This window comes from Shewanella sp. 125m-7 (assembly GCF_052977045.1).
Map to the genome: position 1 here is coordinate 15,014 of NZ_JBRILQ010000011.1, position 22,338 is coordinate 37,351.

The following is a 22,338-nucleotide window of genomic DNA, read 5'->3' on the forward strand; positions in this document are numbered from 1 at the left end:
CTAGATAGAACTTTATCTTCTGTTAATCGGCGCAAGCTTGCCGTTATTGCGTTAAAATGAAATTTGAGAGTGATTTTTAATTTTGAGCCTGGTTATGGAATACGATTTTTTACGCAACACGATTACCGATACTGTATTTGCGCGTTTTAGCATGGATCATGAAGCCGTGGGCTTCTGGTTGTCCGAAGAGCTTGCCGATAATAGCGAACTGTATGTTGAGATTTGTCAGCAAATAGAGCGTTTACAAAGTGGTCAGGGCACTGAATGGCGCTTACTCGGTAAGGCGCTGTCTCTTGAGCTTGATACTGAACAGGCAAGAATATTTGCTAACGATATCGAAGATAACGAAGATCAAGAGCTTGATGAGTCGATGTCTTTTTATGACGGTGAGTCGGAAGCGTTTTGTGGCTTAGAAGATTTTTATGACGTCATCGTGAATTGGCGTCGTTTTTTAGACGAAAATTGATTGCCGATCTTCAGATTTATTAGTGAGCAAAAAAGGCAGCGTTTCGCTGCCTTTTTGATCTAAATAGCTTATCTACTCGCTCAGTATTACTGATTTAGGTAACGTACCGCCATTTCAGTACGTGACTTAGCATTGGCTTTGCGCAGTAAATTTTTCACATGCACTTTTACCGTACCTTCACTAATGTGTAGTTGCTCTGCGACGATACGGTTGCTTTGTCCTTCAGCTAAATGCTGCAAGATCTCCAGCTCTCTAGGCGTTAAATTGTCTATCCATTCCTGTTCATTGACCGAAGTATTTAACTCCGACAGATAGTCTTGAACATTATCGCTGATAACGCGGTGACCCAACATGGCATTTTTGAGCATCTCAAGTAAGAGATCTGGCTCAGTATCTTTTAACAAATAACCATCTGCCCCAGCACGTACTAAGCGAATAACGTCTTGTTTGGCGTCGGATACGGTTAAAATAACGATACGTGAAGTGACGCCCTCTTGCCTTAAAGCATTCAGCGTATCTAAGCCTGTCATGCCCTTCATATTAAGATCGAGCAATATGATATCGGGCTCATTATCACTCACGGCCGACAGTGCATCTAGGCCACTTCCCGCTTCACCAAATAAAGTAAAGTCTGAGTCAGAGGTGACAAGCTGACAGATCCCACGTCGTAGTAGTGGGTGATCATCAATGACTAAAACTGAATAGGGCTTTCCCATTTTAAGGCCTCCTGCTGAGGTAGATACATCTATAGTAAGTATGCTAAAAAATTCATTGTGTTGTCCCTTCTGGGATGCGGAGTCGATGGTATATTTCTATTCCGCTGGCTCCTGTTGGGGAGAAAAGGTTAGGGTGACTGTTGCCCCACCTTTTTTATTTTGGTCAAATTCTACCACACCAGATAGCTTACTGGCGCGCTCATGCATAATTCCTAAGCCAAAATGTTGGTCTCTTTCTTTTAACTCTTCAATACCAATACCGTCGTCACTAATACTAATAACCACTTTCTGCTCTGATATTTTTTGGCAACTAATGTGAATATGCTTCGCGTTAGCATGTTTTATGGCATTTAACGTCGCTTCACGAGTGAGCTGTAAAATATGAATATGCTGATGCGCACCGAGTAGCTGTGCAGGTAATTTATAATCCAAGGTAATGGTCGCGTTAGACTGACCACGTAACTGCTCTATCATGGCTTCTATTGCATGGCCTAAGTTAGGATCTTTAATGGTTAAACGGAACGTCGATAATAGCTCTCGCAGTTGCACGTAAGCCGTATTGACACCTTCATTTATCTCTTGTAGCTGTTCTGCAGCTTTAGGGCTCTTAGAGGTTTTATCTAACTCTTTTGAGAGTAAGTTAACTTGAATTTTTAAGAAAGATAGCAATTGGCCTAAAGAGTCATGTAGCTCTCTGGCAATCACACCACGCTCTTCCATCAATGCAAGTTGTTGGCGCTGTTCACCCGCGTTGTAGATCACCATTGAGCGAGCAAGCATGATGGCAAAGTTATTAAACAGGGGAAAAGAGAAGGCGTTAGCAGAAACGACTTCAAGGTAACCTAGGTTGTTGTTTTCAAATTTAACCGGAAACTGTCTGCTGTTCTCGCTATGCAGTGGCCAATCAGATGTGCTTTGTGCAGTAATAATATCCATAACTTCAGCGTCTTGAACTAAAACTAAGCGTAAGCGTATGTCTTTTTCATGAGCCTGAAGTTGATTGAGTGCTTGGGTCAAGGTGTGGCTGTCTAGTTTACTCGAATGCAGCATCACTAACGTGTCATAAAGTAATGTCAGTTCATTGTTTGCACGGGTGAGAGCAATGGTTTTCTCTTGGACTTGCTCTTCGAGTCCTTGGTATACGCAGGCTAATTTTTTTACGGTTGAATCTAGTGCGTTACTCAATGCACTTAGTTCTAGGTACTCTGTTTTAGGCATTTCTACATTAAAATCGCCTTGAGAAATGGTATTGGCTGCCTGCATTAATTGTTGCAGTGGTTTAACAACTTTGCGCTTGGCAATTCTAACGGTAAAAAAGGCAATCAGTAACATTAAGCCTAATCCACCTATCTGGCTGATGGCCAAAATTTTGAGTTTTAACGCTGCGTATTGCTCAGTTTCGAGCACAAATAAATCGATCGTATCGACAAAGTCTTTAAGCGATGCAGCATATAAACGTGAATTCTCAGATTCTATGTAGTAGCGCATCACTTGCCACTTATCGATAACGGCGAGATATTTGTTTTTTAGGTCTTGGGGAGTATACCAAGTTAGAGAACGTTTAAGTGCTTGAGAGTTTAGCGTGTTTTCAAACTCAACAATTTTTTCACTAGCGGCTTCGCTACCCGAGTTGGCATAGAACATTAAACGGTAACTCTGCATTCGTAGTGAGCCTGAAGCATTAATTGCCCTAGCGTCCCCTAAGCTATACGAGAGATTGATAATCGCAAAAATTGCCAGCCCACTCGACAGCAAAATTAGCGTTAACATAAAGCCCCAAATCGCCGACGTGAGTCTGCCTTTTTTCATTTATAAAATCTCATCATTACCGTTTTTGAGTTGCTTATTGGTAGCGTTTTACATTAGTGGTTACTTGAACACATTAACAAAAATACAAAAGTGTGAGCAACAACACGTTCACAAGTTGATCTAACGCAAGTTTCAAACTGGATACCTCATTAGGGGTATGTTTTTGTTAATTGTAAGTGATAAATTCAACCTTGAATTAGGTGGGACTATAAAAAATTATAAAAGTAACATGGAGATGAGATGGTGAAAACATTAACTAAAAAGACTTTTGCGCTGAGTGCAATCGTAGCAGCAAGCTTAATGGCTGGTAGCGCATTCGCAAGTGATAAAACAGAACCTCGTAACGAAGTTTATAAAGATAAATTTTCAAAGCAGTATAACAGCTGGCACGACACATCTGAAAGTGTAGAAATCATTGATGCACTTGAGCAAGATCCAAACCTAGTTATTTTATGGGCAGGTTATGGTTTTGCTAAAGATTATAACAAGGCTCGTGGTCACATCTATGCAGTGACAGATTTACGTAACACACTACGTTCAGGCGCACCTAAGACTGCTGAAGACGGTCCAATGCCAATGGCATGTTGGTCTTGTAAGAGCCCTGATGTACCTCGCATGATCGAAGAGCAAGGTGAAGACGGTTACTTTACAGGTAAGTGGTCTAAAGGCGGTCCTGAAATCGTTAACTCTATCGGCTGTTCTGACTGTCACGAAAAAGGTAAGTCTAAGTTACGTATCTCTCGTCCATTCGCAGAGCGCGGCATGGAAGCGATTGGCACACCATTCGATGAAGCTTCTCGTAAAGATAAGCAATCTATGGTTTGTGGTCAGTGTCACGTAGAGTACTACTTCGAAAAGACTGCTGATAAGAAAGGCTTTGTTAAGTTCCCATGGGACAAGGGCACAACTGTTGAAGATATGGAAGCATACTATGATGGTATCGACTTCTCAGATTGGACACACGCTATTTCTAAGACGCCAATGCTAAAAGCACAGCACCCAGGTTATGAAACTTGGCAGCTAGGTATGCACGGTAAGAACAACGTAAGTTGTACTGACTGTCACATGCCTAAAGTTAAGAATGCTGAAGGCCGTAAGTTTACCGATCACAAAGTGGGTAACCCATTCGATCGTTTCGAAGAAACATGCGGTACTTGTCATGACCAAAGCAAAGAGTTCATGGTTAACCTAGATAACGAGCGTAAAGCTAAGGTTAAGCAGATCCAACTTCAAGCTGAAGACCAGCTAGTTAAAGCTCACTTCGAAGCTGGTGCAGCTTGGGAAGCTGGCGCAACAGAAGCTGAAATGGCTCCAATCTTATTGGATATCCGTCATGGTCAATGGCGTTGGGATTATGCAATCGCTTCTCACGGTGTTGCATCACACGCTCCTGATGAAGCGCTACGTGTACTAGGTACAGCGCTAAACAAGGCTGCTGATGCTCGCGTTAAGCTAGCTCAACTGCTTGCTAAGAAAGGCGTACCACAGCCTATCGCTCTTCCAGATATCTCTACTAAAGCTAAGGCGCAAGCGGCTCTAGGTATGGATATGGATAAGATGAATGCTGATAAAGCTGAATTCAAGAAGACTGTTCTACCTAAGTGGGATGCAGAAGCTGAAAAGCGCGAAGCAACTTACAAGTAAGCTAATCACACTACATAGTGTTTAGCACTAAAGCCCTCTTCGGAGGGCTTTTTGTTGCCTGTGTGAAGGCCTTTCCACTGTAAATAGATTTTTATGGACAGACTTATTATGGACAGACTGATGAAGTACCCGGTTATTTGATCAGTTTTAATAGGGCTTTAAACCTCTCGCCTGTTGCTTGCTGTTGTAACTCAAACAGCAGCGATTCCACATTAGTGGGTATTGCGCCATGAGCTAGCATCATCTCTATTCCGCTAATTTTGTTAATCTCTTCTCTTGAGCTCATGGCGTCAGTGACTAAGTGAGTTTGATAGCCGTTATCTAACAAGTCTCGGCAAGTCTGGTAAACACACACGTGAGTTTCTATGCCAGCCAAGATAATCTGCTTCTGCTCCATCGTACTCAGTCTTTCTCTGAATGTGTCCGCTTGCCAGCCACTAAAATGATGCTTGGCAATAGGTTCTGTCGTTTTTGCTAGCTCTAACGCTAAGCTCTTAGTGGTAGAACCTAGTTTTTCTGGTATTTGTTCGAGCCATAAGATTGGAATATCAAATGCTTGTGCCCCCTTAATTAATACCTCTAGTTTGTGATGTAGCCGCTCAGTTTGATGCATAACCTGTGCGAGTTGCCCTTGAACATCCACCACAACCAGTACACATTCTTCCGTTTTTAGCATCTTAGTCTTCTCTATTTACAGGGGAGGAGAGCTGTCAGTAGAGCCTATCTGCTTACCTAAGCCAATTAGTAATAGGTCTAAGGTGCAGCATTGTCTGTGCTTTAAATGTGTGCAGACAGTGAATAACTGCACTTTGCTGGTGCATTTATATGCAAGATCGAAAATTAAAGTGAGTTTATCTTATTGAATATTAATGGTTAATAACTTTGGCCTAATGCTTGAATTGTATTTAAGCAAATAGGGAATGTAATTGGGGAGATAACCATGAAATTGGTAAGCGCGATAATTAAGCCATTTAAATTAGACGATGTGCGAGAAGCGATAGCTGACGTTGGCATTGAGGGGATGACAGTGACAGAAGTAAAAGGTTTTGGTCGTCAAAAAGGCCATACCGAACTTTATCGTGGCGCAGAGTACCAAGTGGACTTTCTACCAAAGGTGAAACTGGAGATTGCAATCAAGGCTGACAGGGTAGAACTGTTACTCGAGGCTATTACCGGCGCGGCCAGAACGGGAAAAATAGGCGATGGCAAAATTTTCGTCACGGATCTTGAGCAGGCTATCCGTATTAGAACCGGCGAACTCGATAACGAAGCACTTTAAGGGGATAGGCTAATGGATGATTTAACCAAGTTGGGACTGACGGTAACAGAGTTACGCTTTGCCCTAGATACGTTTTACTTTTTGATTTCAGGTGCGCTAGTCATGTGGATGGCTGCGGGTTTTGCCATGTTAGAAGCTGGGCTGGTTCGATCTAAAAATACCACCGAAATTTTGACTAAAAATGTGTGTTTATATTCTATCGCTTGTGTGATGTACCTGATTGTGGGTTACAACATCATGTATGTTGATAATGCCGAAGGGGGTTGGTTACCTTCTTTTGGCTCGCTGATCGGTTCTCAAGGTGAAGGGGCTGATCATGCGTTAGAATCAGACTTCTTTTTCCAAGTCGTGTTTGTGGCTACAGCTATGTCTATAGTATCTGGCGCGGTTGCTGAGCGCATGAAATTATGGGCTTTTTTATGTTTCTCTGTGTTTATGACTGCGGTGATTTATCCTGTTGAAGGCTATTGGACATGGGGTGGAGGTTTCTTATCGGCCGCGGGTTTTGTTGATTTTGCCGGTAGTGGCATTGTACATATGGCGGGGGCGGCAGCCGCGCTTTCTGGTGTACTGCTACTCGGTGCACGTAAAGGGAAATACGGTGCGAATGGCCAAGTGAACCCGATTCCTGGCTCAAACTTACCTATGGCGACACTGGGGATGTTTATTTTGTGGATGGGCTGGTTTGGCTTTAATGGTGGCTCGCAGCTTTTGATATCGGATGCTGAAAATGCCAGCGCGGTGGCTAAAATTTTTGTTAACACCAATTCGGCTGCGGCATTTGGCGCCATTGCTGCGCTAATTGTATGTCGACTGATTTGGGGTAAGGCTGATTTGACCATGATCTTAAATGGTGCGTTAGCAGGGCTAGTTGCGGTTACCGCGGATCCATTGTCTCCATCACTGATTATGGCGGGCGTTATCGGTATTGTTGCAGGTGGCTTAGTGGTATTTTCAATTGTCGCTTTCGATAGAATTAAAATTGATGATCCTGTTGGCGCTATTTCAGTGCACGGCGTGGCGGGATTACTTGGACTCGTACTTGTTCCCGTATCAAATGCCGATGCGTCACTCATGACTCAGTTATACGGCGCGGCAGTGATTTTTGGCTGGGTATTCTTAGTCTCGACTTTGGTTTGGCTAATGCTGAAGGTGACCATGGGGATCCGTGTCACTGAGGAAGAGGAATACAAGGGGATGGATGCATCAGATTGCGGTATTGATGCTTATCCTGAGTTTGTATCAGTTAAGAGTGGCAGCTAGGGGCCAATGGTGTAGGCGTCAATAGCTTGGTTTCCAATAGCTTGGTTTCCAATAGCTTGGATTTCAATCGCTAGGCATGCACGAGTTAGTCGCTCGATAGCTAGTTTTAATCAATGATATAAATATAGGGCCTATACCGATTGGAATCGGCCCTTTTATTTCATGTGTGCTTATGTGACTTGTGTTTAATGGCCGAGAAATCTAGGCTAAAGTAGCTATACCGTAACCCTTAATGGACCCTTTATGAAGGTATTGAAACGACTAAGTTCTATATTACTTATTATGCTGGCAACAAATGCGAGTGCGGGTCAAGTTGTGGTGCGAAAATCCAGTGAGCCGTTTGATGCGTTCGCTGTAAGAGATGAGGTGCAAAGGCTACATGAGTGGCGTGAAGTGCTGCGCTATCAGCAGCAGATCCAAATATTGCAAAGTTTGCCTTTTGCTTGTGTGCCTTTTACAGTGCCTTATCGATACTTTTCCTGCCAAGGTTTATTTTACAGGCCTTATAGCTATCAAAATCAGCCGCTTTTTATTCAAATCGATCCCCCCAAACAATGAAACGAGAAAAGTCACTATTGACTAACTTTTGATTAGAACCTTGGCTCGCCCTTGAATTGAGCCTAAGTTAGCTCTCTAAACCGTGAGTGGCTTAGTGTCTATCGATTGAGTTATCGATCATGTCTTATGCTTAATGCTTAATGCTTAATGCTTAATGCAGATAGCCCTTGCGTTGAGCATGTGATGAAACTACCTATTCAGCTTTTAGTTATTGCGCTAACAAACATGCTGAGTGCTTGTGCAAATCAAGCTACCGCTCCTTCTGCCAAGCTGAATGCTTATTTTCACGATGAGTATTTTACTCCTGCAACAGAACGTCTTGGTGCCGAGGAATTATTTGATTTACCCGATGAGGCCGTCATTACCCTTAAGCGGTTACTTAAATTGGCATTAGATGAACAGAGCCATTTTCTCTCCACGTTGAATACGCTCGCCGTACTTTATCGCTACAAAGGACTAGATCAAGAGGCTGAGGCGCTTTATCAATATACATCAAGCATCAAGCATCAAGCATCAAGCATCAACCCATGAAGACATGAAGACATGAACGCGTTAAATAATTACGCCATCATGCTATCGGCGCAAGAGAGGTTTGATGAATGGAGGGGCGTGCATAGAGCATTAAAGCTAACACGTATACACAATCCTTATTATTACGATGACATGGCACAGCAAGCCTATTTTGAAAAATATTTTCAAAATGCTTTAATTTGGTATTAGCGGGCAATAGCTAAAGCTGATTATCGCCATGAGTTTTATTTCGGATTATCTCGCACTTACTGGGTCTCTGGAGATAAAAAACGAGCTCAGCAAAGCCAGTAAAAAGCCTTGTCATTGACCCAAGATAACCATAACAAGCGTCGATATCAGGCAAAGCTAGATGCAATGAGAAGTCACGGGGGCTCGTTAGATAAATTGATACAATATATTGGCTTAATCAATATCGAATATCGCTTCATCATGGCAAGGTTGCAGTCTTGCAAGCCTCCCTTTGCTGCAGAGGGTCTGTGCAATCAATCTTAAATAAAGCGTGTTTAATGTGACACAGTAAACTTTGGTCGCTTATTGGTTATATCTGAATTAAAAATAAATGTTTTATTGTTGAAATTGGTAATTTATAGCAGGTGTTTTGCAGACGTTTTAAAAAATTAATTGTATTTTAAACATATGGTTAAAAATATTTATATGAATTTATCATAACTTGATTGCAATCGCGCTTTATACTGGATAGATTGAATGCAGTATCGCAATTGAGAGATCTGTATTCATAGGCTAGACGGAGCTAAGTATTACCATGTATTACCAAAATGATGATGTTCGAATTAATAAGATTAAAGAGTTATTACCTCCAATTGCCATTTTGGAGCGATTTCCTGCAACAGAGAACGCATCAGCGACCGTATTTAATGCCCGTGAAAGCATTCACAATATTTTAGCTAAGACAGATGACCGCTTATTAGTCGTGATAGGTCCATGTTCTATTCATGATCCTGTCGCAGCGCTTGAGTACGGTAAACGTTTAGCCGAGCTCAGAGAGTGCTATAAAGGCCAATTAGAAATAGTGATGCGAGTTTATTTTGAAAAACCGCGCACGACAGTTGGTTGGAAGGGGCTTATCAATGATCCCTATATGGATAATAGCTTCAAGTTAAACGATGGTTTGCGAACCGCTAGAAAGTTACTGTTAGATCTAAACGATATAGGCCTGCCTACAGCGGGTGAGTTCTTAGATATGATTACCCCTCAGTATGTTGCAGACTTAATGTGTTGGGGCGCAATTGGTGCTCGTACTACAGAGTCTCAAGTGCATCGCGAATTGGCATCGGGTTTATCAAGTCCAGTTGGTTTTAAAAACGGTACCGATGGCACGATTAAAGTGGCCATTGATGCAATTGGCGCAGCGAGTGCCCCCCATCACTTCTTATCGGTGACGAAGTTTGGTCATTCGGCGATTGTTGAAACTAAGGGTAATCCGGATTGTCATATCATCCTTCGTGGTGGTAAAGAGCCTAACTATAGCGCCGAACATGTTGCAGCGATTAACCTACAACTAGATAAGGCAGGGCTTGATCGAAACATCATGATTGATTTTAGCCATGCAAATAGTAGTAAACAGTTCGAGCGTCAGATGTTGGTTTGTGATGATGTTGGCGTGCAGATGGCGAATGGTGATACGTCAATCTTTGGTGTAATGGTCGAAAGTAATTTGATTGAAGGCCGACAAGATCATATTGAAGGGCAGTCTTTATGTTATGGCCAAAGTGTGACCGATGCATGTATCGGCTGGCAAGATACAGAGAAGCTACTAGAAACACTAAATGATAGTGTTGTTAAACGCAGAAACGTTTAATTTATAAATACAAAAAGGAGGCATAAGCCTCCTTTTTTGATCAAGCTTTCATAAGCTATCGAATTATTTAACCTGGGCTCTGGTTATTTATCTTGCTCAAGTAAATACTCGTTGGCCTTAGCTAAGCTGCCAAATGAAGCAATTAAGTTGCTTTGTCCCTTTTCCTGAATTTCAGGATTTCCAGATTGGGTCATCATCCATATCCATGTTTGGATGAGTGGTAAGGGGGGGGATTTCGGCTTGGATGAGTCAAGCATATTTGTACCTTTTGTCGTTACTTGAAAAGGGCCGCTGAGGCTCTCTAACTTGTTCACTTTTAATCTTGTCGAGCAGAGAATAGCAAATTCTTTTCTTTTGGTTAACAGAATCTGCATTGTTTAGTACTAAATTGTCAAAAAACGGACAAACTAACTCGATTCGGCAAGTTTTTAGCGTCAGCATTCGGTCTAAAGTAGTACGATAACACAGAGTTGACACTTGTTTATTAACTTTTTGGTTACATCGCGGTTGGGCATCTTCATCAATCGACTTTTATGCTTAATGTCAAAATGACCTCGTCGTTAAATTAAATTATTTTGGAATCAAAATGCGCCCCTCTTTATATTTCGATGGACCAGTAGGTAAGTTAAATTGGCATGTGCTGCGGATGCTATGGCCTTATTTGCTCGAGTTTAAACAAAGAGTTGGGCTTGCATTACTTTGCTTAGTGGTTGCTAAAATTGCCAGCGTTGGCCTGCCCTTTATCCTCAAAGCCTTAGTTGATGGGCTGTCGGGCGCATCAACTGCCGAGCTGATTTCAGTTCCTATCTCTCTGGTTATTGCTTACGGTTGTATTCGATTACTCAACACTATTATCTCAGAAGTAAGAGATACCTTGTTTGGGCGAGTGACTGAACGAGCTATTAGGCGACTCGGTATGGCGGTATTTGAGCATTTGCACCGCTTAGATATGGCCTTCCACTTAGAACGCAGAACCGGTGGCTTATCACGCGATATTGAGCGTGGTACTAGCGGTATGAGCTTTTTGATGCGTTTTATGGTGTTCAATATCGTGCCGACAATTCTTGAAATTATACTGGTTGTAGGCATTTTATTTTATAACTACGGTTATGCCTTTGCTGGGGTAACCCTGTTAGCTGTTATTGCTTATGGTGCTTATTCTATAGTCGCTACTGAGTGGCGCACTGAGTATGTGCGAGATGCTGCTAAAGCTGACTCAGTTTCTAGTACAAGGGCTATAGATAGCTTGCTCAATTATGAAACTGTTAAGTATTTCAATAATGAACAGTATGAAGCCAAGCAATATGATGTGGCTTTGGCGCAATGGGAAGAAGCTAAGCGCAAAAACCGCCTATCACTGTTTGTCTTAAATGCCGGGCAAGCTTGCATTATCTCGATAGCAATGACGCTAATGCTTGGCATGGCGGCTTTCGATGTTGCCAAAGGGGTGATGACAATCGGTGACTTTGTGTTGATCAATGCCTTTATGATGCAACTGTTTATCCCGTTAAACTTTTTAGGCTTTGTGTATCGTGAGATCCGTGGTGCCTTTGCCAATATTGAGCGAATGTTTGACCTGCTCGATAAAGCCCCTTTAATAAATGATGCTAATAATGCCTACAACGAAGCATTAACTCAGGGGCGGGTTGCATTTGAGCATGTTGGCTTTAGTTATGACTCTCGCGTTATTTTGGATGATATTAGCTTTACGATTGAGGCGGGGCAAAAGGTGGCCATCGTCGGTGATAGTGGGGCTGGAAAATCGACTCTAGTTAAGTTGCTCTTTCGCTTTTATGATGTGGTAAATGGGCGGATAACGATTGACGGCCGTGATATTCGTAGTGTTACTCAAGATGCCTTAAGGCAAGCGATTGCCATTGTTCCCCAGGATACGGTGTTATTTAACGATACCTTAATAGAAAATATCCGTTATGGCCGCCCTGAAGCGACTGATGATGAAATACAAACAGCAATTAGAATGGCCCACTTGAGCCAGTTTATTGCAAGCTTACCTGAAGGTGGCGACACCAAAGTCGGCGAACGTGGTTTAAAGCTATCTGGTGGGGAGAAGCAGCGAGTTGCTATTGCTCGGGCTATCTTGAAAAAGTCGCCAATTTTAGTGTTTGATGAGGCAACGTCTTCGTTAGATAGTCACTCCGAACAAGCGATTCTAACGGCATTAAAAGAGGTCGCAAAAGGACATACTAGTCTGGTTATTGCTCATCGCCTTTCTACCGTTATTGATGCAGATAGAATCATTGTACTTAGCCAAGGCAAAGTCGTTGAAACTGGCAGCCATAGTGACTTACTCGTTGCTAATGCTTTTTATGCAAAACTTTGGCGAGTGCAACAAGAATCACGAGATATAACGGATTAATTGTACAAGGTATTGATATGAATTCGTGCAAGATTAAGGAAAGCCTGTCTAAGGTTCAGCATTGGTTCAGTTTCGTGTGTCTATAATTGACCATAATTTAACGGGAAGCTAATGTAGAGAAGGTCACAATGAAAAATATACCTATACTCGTCCACATTGAAGGGCAAGGCAGCAAAGTCAGTACTGACTGGCTGGCAATTATGGCGACGCTAAAAAAACGTGGTCTAGAAAATGATGAACTTGAAGTGGTGTATTTTGAATTATGCGCCGGTATGCGCGTAACAACACGCGGCTTGAGTCTCGCTAAGGCAACTCCCGTAGCTCCGTTACCGGGATTATTGCATGAGCCAAAGTTCTCGGCTCGAGATTATGCCGGTATGTTGAGCGCCTAAAAGATTAGCTTACCAATTTTCCAACCATCACAAACAAGTTTAGGTTTTGGAGAGGGGGCTGTGATCCGGGTTAAACCTGTGATTTTACCCTCTCTAAAGCAGATATATTCCCCTTCAATTACTGTCATACGTCCACAACTGTTACAGCTAGATGAAAACGCTGTACTGTTTGGCAGTGTATTTAAATTGCCCATCATGTGTCTCCAGTAAGCCGCAGGCTCTCAAGGGCTTTAGCTCATATGGTATTAAGCTAAAGTAGTATTTTGTCATTCTTGCTAGTCGAAAATATTGATTGAAACAGATGGTTAAGTTTGGCCTTGTCTATCTTTTGGGTCGTACTTTTAGCGCTTACTTTTCCAGATTGTCACTAGGTTTATGCATAAACGTTTTACATAAGACATTGTTTTTTGTGACTGATGCTGTATTTTTGCGTGCTTTTGTGACGAGCGTATTAAATCATTTAAATGCAAATAGTCCAAGCCTAATTTGCTGGATTTTATTTTCTCTTTATTTTGTCTTTATTATGTCTTCATTTCATCTTTATCCTGTCTTTATTTGTACCGTTTTTTAACTATTGGTAAGTTAATCCCTTAATCGATAGAAGGTCGGCCAAAATGGGTTTTTATTAGACTCACCTTCCCGGTTTTGGAGATGCTTAATCGGTATAGCTCATCATAGCTATCTTCATTTATCAGCTCTAAGCGGCCACCTAACGCGTTAATGATTAGCGGAACTGTATTGGAATGACCGGCTATAAGGCTATTACCTGGCTCTTGATTAACTAAAGCCACTATGGCGGCAATATGTGGCTTTATTCCTGATTTGGTCTGTACGATTTCGATATCTAAGCCTCTTTGTAACGCTATAGGAGCTAAGGTGAGTTGGGTTCTTTGGTAATTTGAGGCGATGAGTTGTGTCAAGTCTAACTCCGCTAATGCCTCTGTTAGCACCTTAGCTCGGACACTCCCTTGTTGACTTAGTGCTGGATCGCGAGAGCCATCATTACGTTTTTCTGCATGCCTAACCAATATGATGGTTTTTACCTGATTGCCTTCTTTAGATTCAAGTTTCTTGGCAGCACTTGCTAAGCCATAGCTACCGAGACTTGTTGCGACTATCGTTAATGTGACTAAGGTTATAGCAAGAATTTTGTGTACTGATGTCATCTGTTTCCTACTGAATTGAAAAGCCTGAGAGGCTCTGAACTGTTCACACCTTTAAGTGCGATGGGTATTGGTTGTATGAAATAACAACAGCATTTAGATTAATCTTTCTGCAGCCGGAATAAAAGTTTATGCTAAATTAAACGAAACGAGGGAGTGTCTTATGTGGATTGAAGGGCAAGTCATTGAGAGACGAGACTGGAGCGATAAGTTATTTTCTCTCAGAATTAAAGTGGATATTGGCGACTTTATTGCGGGGCAGTTTATAAAACTGAGCCGAGTGGTTGATGATAAACGCATTGGTAGAGCTTACTCCTTGGTTAACCCTCCCGGTAGTGATTATATCGAAGTGTTAGCTGTTGCCGTCGATGAGGGCTTGTTGTCTCCTAACTTACAGGCGCTGAAAGTGGGAGACGTGATTGATGTTGCCACTAAAGCCGCCGGTTTTATGACTTTAGATGAATTACCTAAGAATGAGCATAAGGGCAAACATTTATGGCTTTTAGCGACAGGCACTGCTGTTGGACCATTTATTTCGATGATGGATATGAGCCAGCCTTGGCAAGAGTATGACCGGCTAGTGCTGGTATATGGCGTGCGAGAGAGCCAAGATTTAGCATATATTGATCACCTAAGGCAATATGAACAACAGTATCCTGAGCAGTTTAAACTGGTACTTTCTGTTACTCGTGAGCCGCTTACTGGTGCGTTAACAATGCGGATCCCTGATGCGATAATTTCTGGTGAACTTGAAGCAAAAGTAGGCTTAGGCTTGAATGCCGTAGACTCTCAGGTGATGATTTGTGGTAACCCTGGCATGATCACCGAGGCTCAAGAAGCACTTAAGGCTAAGGGGTTAGTGAAAAACTTACGCCGTGCTCCAGGACAAATAACCGTTGAAAAATACTGGTAATAACACAGCGAATTATAATGAAACTCTTCTACTCTGATGCTTCTCCTTATGCTCGCTGTGTTCGCGTCTGTATTCAATATTATCAGATCACCGAGATTGAAGAGGTGATAGTTAATCCATTTGAAAACCATGATGAATTACTGAAATGTAATCCGCTCGCTAAAGTCCCTTGTTTAGCCCTTAACGATGGCTCATCTCTGTATGACAGCGAAATCATCATGAAGTATATAGACGCAGAATGTGGCACAAACGCACTCTTTGGCGGCCAGCATGATAACTGGGCAGAGCAATGTCACTTTTCATTGTTGAAAGGGATATTAGATAGTGCTGTATCGCTTAGGGTTGAGCAGCTGCGCGAAGCTGAGGGGCTGCGTTCTAACTTTTGGACCGGGAGATATGAACAGGCGCTGCTTCGAGGCTTAAAGCAAGTTGTGGTGCTGGGCATCACTCATTATGAAAAGTTAACTGCGCAGCAGGTTATGTTGGTCTGTATTTTAGATTACCTAGATTTTCGTCATCCGCAGCTATCTTGGCGTGACCTTGCTCCAACGCTTGGGCAGTGGCTAGCAAGTGCAGGGGACGCTCCAGCATTTTTGGCGTCTCGGCCACATGGATAGTTTATTAAGCATTTACCACTTTAAATGTATGTAACTTAAGCGTTTGATGATGTTTGTCGATTTGAATTTTGTTTGTTCAAATCGCTCTCAATGACTTGCTGTTTTCCATTAATTTGATTACCCTTAACGCAATTGAGAATTGTTATCACTATCGGTTAGTGGTGGCGGGGTTGCACTTTAAGGGAGATAAGTAATGAAAATGGTAAAGAGTCTAGCTGTGATGGGACTTGCTTGTTTTGCATCAATAGCCAATGCGGCAGACAACTTAACTGTATATTCTTATCGACAAGCTTTTCTTATTGAACCTATTTTGGCTGACTTTACTAAAGAGACTGGCGTTAAGGTCGATGTTGTTTTTTCCAAGAAGGGTATTGCCGAGCGTATGGTGCGTGAAGGACGCTTATCTAAAGCTGATATCGTACTGACTTCTGACTTTTACCGTTTGATGGAATTGGTTGAAAAAGATCTTGTTGTTCCGGCTAAAAGTGACATCTTAAAACAGAACATTCCAGCAAAGTATCGTTCCCCAGATGATGAATGGTACGCGCTAACAATGCGCGTGCGTAATATTTATTCCTCAAAAGATAGACTGGGTAAACTGGATATTAATTACCAAGATTTAGCGGATCCTAAATATAAAGGTAAAATTTGCACTCGTAGTGGCAAGCATCCGTATAACGTGTCTTTGGTGGCTGCTATGATTGCCCATCACGGTGAGCAAGAAACCAAAACGTGGCTGCAAGGGTGGAAAGCAAACCTAGCGAGAAAGCCACAGGGAAATGATCGCGCACAAGTTAAAGCGGTAAGTGAAGGGCTTTGTGAGCTTGCTATCGGTAACAGTTATTACTTAGGCAAAATGTTGCAAGATCCAAAACAAAAGCCGTGGGCTGAAGCGATAGAGATTAACTTCCCCGACCAAGATAATTATGGCTCCCATATAAACGTATCGGGTATGGCGCTAGCTAAACATTCTAAAAATAAAGCAACCGCACTTAAATTGATGGAGTTTTTATCTGGCGATAAGGCGCAACATACTTATGCTGAAGTGAATTTTGAATACCCAGTTAAAGCAGATGTCGCTCCCTCTAAGTTAGTCGCTTCTTGGGGAACCTTTAAAGCCGATGACTTGCCTATTTATAAGCTCGCTGAGTATCATGGTGCTGCAATTAAGTTACTCGATGAAGTGAAGTTTGATCTGTAAGTTGTTACAGAGTCTATTTAAGGTTGGACTAACATATTCGGCGTAAACTAAGCCATACAGGCTTTGAGCTTGCAACTTGTTCGCGCCAATGAAACGTCAATGAACCTATCTTATGCTGATTGCGATAAGATAGGTTTTGTTATTTTTAGCTAACAACCGTCACGATTTTTATTTAGGTAGTTAAGATTATGGTTTTAGGCTTAGCTAAGGGCTGGTCTGTCGCAAGTTATACTTTGGCATTCTTTATCATCATGCCGCTTATTGCACTGATTGGTCAGTCTTTAATGCCCGATGAGTCAATATTTTCCCATCTATTTAATACGGTTTTACCCACATATATCAGTAACAGTTTATGGTTAATGCTATGGGTGGTTGTGGGCTCTCTCATCATCGCTATTCCAGCGGCTTGGCTGGTGGCAAAATGTCATTTTCCTGGAAGGCGTATATTTCAGTGGGCACTATTGTTACCCCTCGCCATGCCAGCTTATGTAGTGGCTTATGTCTATACGGACCTATTTGATTACGCTGGCCCTGTACAGAGGGGGCTACGTGCTTTTTTCGGTTGGCAAACGCCTCAAGATTATTATTTTCCCGAAGTCCGTTCACTAGGCGGGGCTGCGATAATGTTGGCGCTAGTGTTGTTTCCGTATATTTACTTATTAGCGCGCACCGCTTTTATGGAGCAATCAGCGAGTTTGAGCCAAGCAACAAGAGTGATGGGCTGCGGTCCTTGGAAGAGTTTTTGGCGATTGAGCTTACCTATGGCGCGGCCTGCACTGGCTGTCGGTGCCGCCTTGGTCGCCATGGAAACCGCGGCAGACTTTGCAACGGTTAGTTACTTTGCCGTACCGACATTAACGACGGCTGTTTATGATACTTGGTTTGAATATGGCAGTTTGGCGGCTGCGGCAAAGCTGTCAACTATCATGTTATTGGTGATTTTTGCCATGGTGGGATTTGAGCGTTTTGCTCGGCGAAAACAAAAGTTGTTTCAGAAGCAATCGACACCAGGCGAGCTCGATATATATCCACTCACGGGCGTGAAGGCCCTTGCTGCAATGAGTTATTGCGGTGCCTTACTCACTTTTGCTTTTTTACTGCCCTTTATCATATTGGTGCAATATGCCTATGGTTATTTTGCCGAAAGCTGGAATCAAGACTTCTTCGAATACAGCTTTAATAGCTTATGGATCTCAGTGGTTGTGAGCTGCATCTGTGTCGCGATTGGTATTGTATTGATGTTTATTCGTCGTATTAGCCCAAGGCGCGCGGATATCCTTCCATCAAGATTAGCATCAACGGGTTATGCTCTACCCGGTACCGTGCTCGCTATCGGTATCTTAGTTCCTTTTACTAAGCTCGACTTTGCGCTCAATGATATGGCCGAGTACTTTGGCTTTGAGGGCCCAGGCCTTATCTTAACCGGTAGCAGTTTCATTATCGTGTGTGCGTTTTGCATACGCTTTGCCGCAATTGCTATCGGTAGCATAGAGAATAGTTATAAACGGATCTCTCCATCACTGGATATGGCGGGAATTACTATGGGTCTAAAGCCTTTTGGGCTTTTACGCTTAGTGCATATTCCGCTACTGAGAAAAGGTATTTTTGCTGGGTTATTGCTAGTGTTCATCGAATGTATGAAGGAGCTTCCTGCCGCTTTGTTGTTAAGGCCAATAGGATTTGAAAATTTGGCAACCTATGTTTTTCAGTTCGTATCAGATGAGCAGTTAGAGCACGGCGCGTTGGCCGCTATTGTTATTGTACTCGTTGGACTTATCCCACTTATCTACCTAAACCGTTCCTTGGAGCACGATAATTAATATGGCGACACTACAAGTACAACAAGTCGTTAGCGACTACCAAGGTCAAGTCGTTTTAAAGGGCTTAGATTTAACCGTTGAAAAAGGTGAGATAGTTGCACTATTGGGCCCGAGTGGCTGCGGTAAAACGACACTGTTACGTGCGATTGCCGGGCTTCAGGCGATAAGTCGCGGCAAGATAACCATTAATAACAAGGTTGTTGCTTCGGATGAATCATTTACCCCGAGTGAGCAACGCGGCGTAGGCATGATTTTTCAAGACTATGCCTTATTCCCACATCTAACGGTGGCTGAAAATATTCTTTTCGGCGTACGAACTCGTAATAAAAAGACTCGCCAAACACGCCTAGAAGAGATGTTAACTTTAGTTAAACTTGAAGGGCTAGCTAAGCGTTATCCCCATGAGCTATCGGGCGGTCAGCAGCAAAGAGTCTCAATAGCAAGGGCGCTTGCCTATGAGCCTGAGGTCCTGTTATTAGATGAGCCTTTTTCCAACATCGATGCCAAGGTGCGCCGCGAGATGATGTTAGAAATAAGACAGATCCTTAAAAAACATCATGTCAGCGCGGTATTCGTCACCCACAGTAAAGATGAAGCGTTTGTGTTTGCTGACACATTGGCACTGTTTAATGAGGGGCGCATCGTGCAATATGGCGATGCAGAGAAGTTGTATTGTGCACCTTCTGATAAGTATGTCGCAGACTTTTTAGGGGCTGGTAACTACTTAAAGGCTGTAGTGGTTGATAGTCACCGTATCGTCACCTCAATTGGTGAAATCTGTAGTGAAAACGTCCTTGAACTACTCCCTGGAGTGGAGAAGCAAGTACTGCTAAGACCGCAGCATTTACTATTAAGCGTGGATCCTGCGGGAGTGGGGGAAGTGACTGAACGTCGCTTTTTAGGGAATACCTGTCAATATCAAGTTCAAGTAGCAGACAATATTTTAGATATTCATAGTTCACAAGCTGATTTACGTGTTGGGCAGCGTGTGGCGATAACATGTCAGGCGCATAGGCTAGTACTTTTTTAGTCTTGCAAAGGTCACGAACGAGCGTTGTTGTGTGTTACAGGTATTTTTTTGATTCTATATAGTGACCAATGTTTGATTTTTATTTTGCTAAAATATCTGTCAACCCTAGGAATTTACTAATAAATTTGGTTATTGTGCGTCAGTTAATGATATTAATAACTAAAGTTGTACATAATGTTGCCGAAAATTAATTAAGCTAAGGGTTACTTATTATAATGGATAGTCAGGTTATGCCTCGTGAACAGCTGGGAGTATGTGCAGAAGGGAACTTGCACAGTGCCTACTTAATGTTTAATGCTAATGAAAATGTCGAGTCAGATATGCGCCCTTGTTTGGCGAATGTGGCTCAGTATATTTATGAATTAGCAGATCAATATTCTGATAGTGCATTTAATGGTTTTGTTGCTATTGGCGCTAATTATTGGGACACGCTATACCCGTATGCTCGACCAGAACAGCTAAAACCTTTCCCTGCAATGAATCGAGATAATCGAGATGCGCCAGCAATCGAATATGATCTATTTGTACATGTCCGTTGTGACCGTTTTGATATTTTGCACTTGGTGGCTAACGAAGTTAACCAAATGTTTGAAGGCTTAGTTGAGCTTGTTGATGAGGAGCGTGGCTTTAGATTTTTAGATGCGCGAGATTTAACCGGTTTTGTCGACGGCACTGAAAACCCGAAAGGGCGTAGCAGACAAGCAGTCGCACTCATCGGCGAGGAAGATAGTCGATTTATAGGCGGTAGTTATATTCATGTGCAAAAGTTTGCGCATAACTTAAGTAAGTGGAACCGCCTACCCGTTAAGAAGCAAGAAGATGTTGTCGGTCGCACTAAAGCGGACAATATTGAGTATGCATCGGCTGACAAACCGCTCACCAGCCACATTAAGCGTGTTAATTTGAAAGACAGTGAAGGTAAGTCTATGGAGATCCTAAGACAAAGCATGCCTTACGGTTCTGTTAAAGAACAAGGTTTGATGTTTATCTCTACTTGCCGTAACTCGGTTAATTTTGAAAAGATGCTCGAGAGTATGGTGCATGGTGATAGCGAGGGGAACCACGACCATTTACTGCATTTTACTCAAGCATTAACGGGTTCATCATTCTTTGCGCCATCATTAGACTTTATGATCGCTGCTGACTAACCGGCACATTATGCTCAGTATTAAAAAACGCACTGTGAAGTGCGTTTTTTATTGGGTGTGAAAAAGTGATTTACTGGCTATTAACTTCGTCTTTATCCCAATAATTGGTGGGGCGTCTGGCATAAACTTCGTTGACAGACTTTACCAGTACCTTGTTGTTTTCTGGGTACACAACTACGTCATGTATGTCGCGGTTACCGACGACAAGAAAAACAAACTCTTGCTCACTATGATTGACGAGTTTATGAGAAATACCCGTGTCAGCGTTAAAGCAGATATATTCTCCCTGAGTAAAGGGGTGAGGCTCACCATCAATGTACAGCGTCGCTTCGCCATGCATAGCGTAGATATGCTCTTCTTCTTTTGTATGGTAATGGGCCACAGCTGAAGACTTACCTGGCGCTAAGCGTTCCATGGTGACGCCAATTTTTTCCCCTCCGGCAGTATCACCTATGTGCTTTTGCTCGCTGGCATACTGATCTTTATGCTGCCAAGATTCCCAGCATATATCGTTGATATTTATTATTTTACTTTTGTTCATCACTTACCCTCGACTCAGAATACTGTCAATTGGGATTATAACGATTATTACTCAAGAGAGAAGGTACTATTGAATATATTGTATAAAACATCTTGTTTCATTCTACGAACAAGGTAAAAAACGGGTATAAAAGTGAATGCGTATTGGCGTGTGTTTTAGAGGGAATTGACTTCAGTAATACCTGTCGTGTAACGGAAATGAAAATGCCGCAGTCCATGGGGTGCGGCATTCTTGCGCTATGCCCAAGCGGGCACATGATTAATCAGCGTAATTAAACAGTGACTTAACTGTCTCTAGCGTGTCTTCAATGCTATGGATACTCGATGGACAAATAAAAATTGTATCATCACCTGCAATTGTCCCTAAAATACCTTCAGGTTTGCCTATTGAGTCGAGTAGGCGAGCAATTAGCTGCGCTGCACCAGGGCTTGTTCTGACGACAATCATAGCTTGGTTATGATCGACATCCAGCACTAAGTTTTTAAGTGGACTTCCTGCTGTTGGAACACCGAGTTCTGCGGGCAAGCAATAAACCATCTCTTGCTTCGCGTTACGGGTTCTTACCGCGCCAAACTTACTTAGCATACGAGATACTTTAGATTGATTGATATTGCTAAAGCCCTCTGCCTGCAAGGCGATAACGATTTCACTTTGAGAGCCGAATCGTTCCTCTTTCAAAATAGATTTGAAGGTCTTAACTAAATCATCTTGGTTTCTACTAGCTTGCATATATTATTATTCTTTATTCAATAAGATCTGCTTTATGATGCTGATTTTCGCTTTTTTTGTCAATTAATATTCGTTTTTTTGAATAAAAATTCATTGAAAAGACTGGCAATTTATTGATCGCTAGTTAAGTTAGAATGATTATTCTAATTTTTATTATGCTAATCTATCGCACTAAATTGCCTGAAAGCGTGATTCTCACTCTCTTTGCTCGTTGATAGCTTTATATTAGTGTTCTAGATTATATTGAACGCGACTAAGGGATAATTGAATTTTATTTGTGAATCCAGTACTGTTGCCGCATTAGGAAAACGGATCTAAATCA

General features: G+C 42.3%; 22 protein-coding genes. 15 read left to right on the top strand and 7 right to left on the bottom strand.

The window, feature by feature from the left end; genetic code table 11:
- Positions 1-94 precede the first annotated feature (94 nt).
- Positions 95-466: a YacL family protein gene (locus ACVBIL_RS07205; protein ID WP_447166301.1), complete on the top strand. Its 372-nt coding sequence runs from the start codon at positions 95-97 to the stop codon at positions 464-466.
- Between the two features lie 86 nt (positions 467-552).
- On the opposite strand, the gene ACVBIL_RS07210 is transcribed toward ACVBIL_RS07205, so the two are convergent.
- Positions 553-1,182, bottom strand: coding sequence for a response regulator (locus ACVBIL_RS07210; protein WP_447166302.1), 630 nt, complete (start codon positions 1,180-1,182; stop codon positions 553-555).
- A gap of 96 nt (positions 1,183-1,278) precedes the next feature.
- The gene (gene narQ, locus ACVBIL_RS07215; protein WP_447166303.1) at positions 1,279-2,991 is read right to left on the bottom strand and encodes a nitrate/nitrite two-component system sensor histidine kinase NarQ; all 1,713 of its coding nucleotides are present in this window, start codon (positions 2,989-2,991) and stop codon (positions 1,279-1,281) included.
- A 240-nt stretch (positions 2,992-3,231) separates the two neighbouring features.
- Between narQ and nrfA the strand changes: the two genes are divergently transcribed.
- Positions 3,232-4,635 (top strand): ammonia-forming nitrite reductase cytochrome c552 subunit, encoded by a 1,404-nt coding sequence (gene nrfA / locus ACVBIL_RS07220; protein WP_447166304.1) that lies wholly within the window; start codon positions 3,232-3,234, stop codon positions 4,633-4,635.
- 133 nt (positions 4,636-4,768) lie between these two features.
- Here the strand turns inward: nrfA and ACVBIL_RS07225 are convergent, their stop codons facing one another.
- Entirely contained in the window at positions 4,769-5,311 is a 543-nt protein-coding gene (locus ACVBIL_RS07225; protein WP_447166305.1) for an isochorismatase family protein, read from the bottom strand.
- Between the two features lie 264 nt (positions 5,312-5,575).
- Here ACVBIL_RS07225 and ACVBIL_RS07230 point away from each other — a divergent pair, with 264 nt between their 5' ends.
- From ACVBIL_RS07230 to aroG, 5 genes are all read left to right on the top strand, one after another.
- Positions 5,576-5,914 carry a P-II family nitrogen regulator gene (locus tag ACVBIL_RS07230; RefSeq protein ID WP_447166306.1) on the top strand — a complete coding sequence of 113 codons (339 nt, stop codon included), beginning with the start codon at positions 5,576-5,578 and terminating at the stop codon, positions 5,912-5,914.
- Positions 5,915-5,926: 12 nt separating this feature from the next.
- A complete protein-coding gene (locus ACVBIL_RS07235; RefSeq protein WP_447166307.1) occupies positions 5,927-7,177 on the top strand; it encodes an ammonium transporter in 1,251 nt (416 codons plus the stop codon).
- A 243-nt stretch (positions 7,178-7,420) separates the two neighbouring features.
- Positions 7,421-7,735 (top strand): hypothetical protein, encoded by a 315-nt coding sequence (locus ACVBIL_RS07240; protein WP_447166308.1) that lies wholly within the window; start codon positions 7,421-7,423, stop codon positions 7,733-7,735.
- Positions 7,736-7,918: 183 nt separating this feature from the next.
- A complete protein-coding gene (locus ACVBIL_RS07245; protein WP_447166309.1) occupies positions 7,919-8,266 on the top strand; it encodes a hypothetical protein in 348 nt (115 codons plus the stop codon).
- A gap of 763 nt (positions 8,267-9,029) precedes the next feature.
- Positions 9,030-10,085 (top strand): 3-deoxy-7-phosphoheptulonate synthase AroG, encoded by a 1,056-nt coding sequence (gene aroG, locus ACVBIL_RS07250; protein ID WP_447166310.1) that lies wholly within the window; start codon positions 9,030-9,032, stop codon positions 10,083-10,085.
- Between the two features lie 83 nt (positions 10,086-10,168).
- On the opposite strand, the gene ACVBIL_RS07255 is transcribed toward aroG, so the two are convergent.
- Positions 10,169-10,459 carry a hypothetical protein gene (locus tag ACVBIL_RS07255; RefSeq protein ID WP_447166390.1) on the bottom strand — a complete coding sequence of 97 codons (291 nt, stop codon included), beginning with the start codon at positions 10,457-10,459 and terminating at the stop codon, positions 10,169-10,171.
- Positions 10,460-10,671: 212 nt separating this feature from the next.
- On the opposite strand from ACVBIL_RS07255, the gene ACVBIL_RS07260 reads away from it, so the two are divergent.
- Positions 10,672-12,462, top strand: a complete 1,791-nt coding sequence (locus tag ACVBIL_RS07260; RefSeq protein ID WP_447166311.1) for an ABCB family ABC transporter ATP-binding protein/permease — start codon at positions 10,672-10,674, stop codon at positions 12,460-12,462.
- A 128-nt stretch (positions 12,463-12,590) separates the two neighbouring features.
- The gene (locus tag ACVBIL_RS07265) at positions 12,591-12,854 is read left to right on the top strand and encodes a hypothetical protein (RefSeq protein WP_447166312.1); all 264 of its coding nucleotides are present in this window, start codon (positions 12,591-12,593) and stop codon (positions 12,852-12,854) included.
- Between the two features lie 590 nt (positions 12,855-13,444).
- On the opposite strand, the gene ACVBIL_RS07270 is transcribed toward ACVBIL_RS07265, so the two are convergent.
- A complete protein-coding gene (locus ACVBIL_RS07270; RefSeq protein WP_447166313.1) occupies positions 13,445-14,020 on the bottom strand; it encodes a histidine phosphatase family protein in 576 nt (191 codons plus the stop codon).
- A 160-nt stretch (positions 14,021-14,180) separates the two neighbouring features.
- Between ACVBIL_RS07270 and ACVBIL_RS07275 the strand changes: the two genes are divergently transcribed.
- From ACVBIL_RS07275 to ACVBIL_RS07300, 6 genes are all read left to right on the top strand, one after another.
- Positions 14,181-14,930 carry a ferredoxin--NADP reductase gene (locus ACVBIL_RS07275; RefSeq protein WP_447166314.1) on the top strand — a complete coding sequence of 250 codons (750 nt, stop codon included), beginning with the start codon at positions 14,181-14,183 and terminating at the stop codon, positions 14,928-14,930.
- Positions 14,931-14,947: 17 nt separating this feature from the next.
- Positions 14,948-15,547, top strand: a complete 600-nt coding sequence (locus tag ACVBIL_RS07280; RefSeq protein WP_447166315.1) for a glutathione S-transferase N-terminal domain-containing protein — start codon at positions 14,948-14,950, stop codon at positions 15,545-15,547.
- A gap of 193 nt (positions 15,548-15,740) precedes the next feature.
- Positions 15,741-16,748, top strand: coding sequence for a Fe(3+) ABC transporter substrate-binding protein (locus ACVBIL_RS07285; protein ID WP_447166316.1), 1,008 nt, complete (start codon positions 15,741-15,743; stop codon positions 16,746-16,748).
- A gap of 188 nt (positions 16,749-16,936) precedes the next feature.
- Positions 16,937-18,568, top strand: a complete 1,632-nt coding sequence (locus ACVBIL_RS07290; RefSeq protein ID WP_447166317.1) for an ABC transporter permease — start codon at positions 16,937-16,939, stop codon at positions 18,566-18,568.
- A gap of 1 nt (position 18,569) precedes the next feature.
- The gene (locus ACVBIL_RS07295) at positions 18,570-19,598 is read left to right on the top strand and encodes an ABC transporter ATP-binding protein (protein WP_447166318.1); all 1,029 of its coding nucleotides are present in this window, start codon (positions 18,570-18,572) and stop codon (positions 19,596-19,598) included.
- Positions 19,599-19,813: 215 nt separating this feature from the next.
- Positions 19,814-20,746: a Dyp-type peroxidase gene (locus ACVBIL_RS07300; RefSeq protein ID WP_447166319.1), complete on the top strand. Its 933-nt coding sequence runs from the start codon at positions 19,814-19,816 to the stop codon at positions 20,744-20,746.
- 70 nt (positions 20,747-20,816) lie between these two features.
- Here ACVBIL_RS07300 and ACVBIL_RS07305 read toward each other — a convergent pair whose 3' ends face one another.
- The gene (locus ACVBIL_RS07305; RefSeq protein WP_447166320.1) at positions 20,817-21,287 is read right to left on the bottom strand and encodes a cupin domain-containing protein; all 471 of its coding nucleotides are present in this window, start codon (positions 21,285-21,287) and stop codon (positions 20,817-20,819) included.
- Positions 21,288-21,545: 258 nt separating this feature from the next.
- Positions 21,546-22,016 carry a transcriptional regulator ArgR gene (argR, locus tag ACVBIL_RS07310; RefSeq protein WP_447166321.1) on the bottom strand — a complete coding sequence of 157 codons (471 nt, stop codon included), beginning with the start codon at positions 22,014-22,016 and terminating at the stop codon, positions 21,546-21,548.
- Positions 22,017-22,338 lie beyond the last annotated feature (322 nt).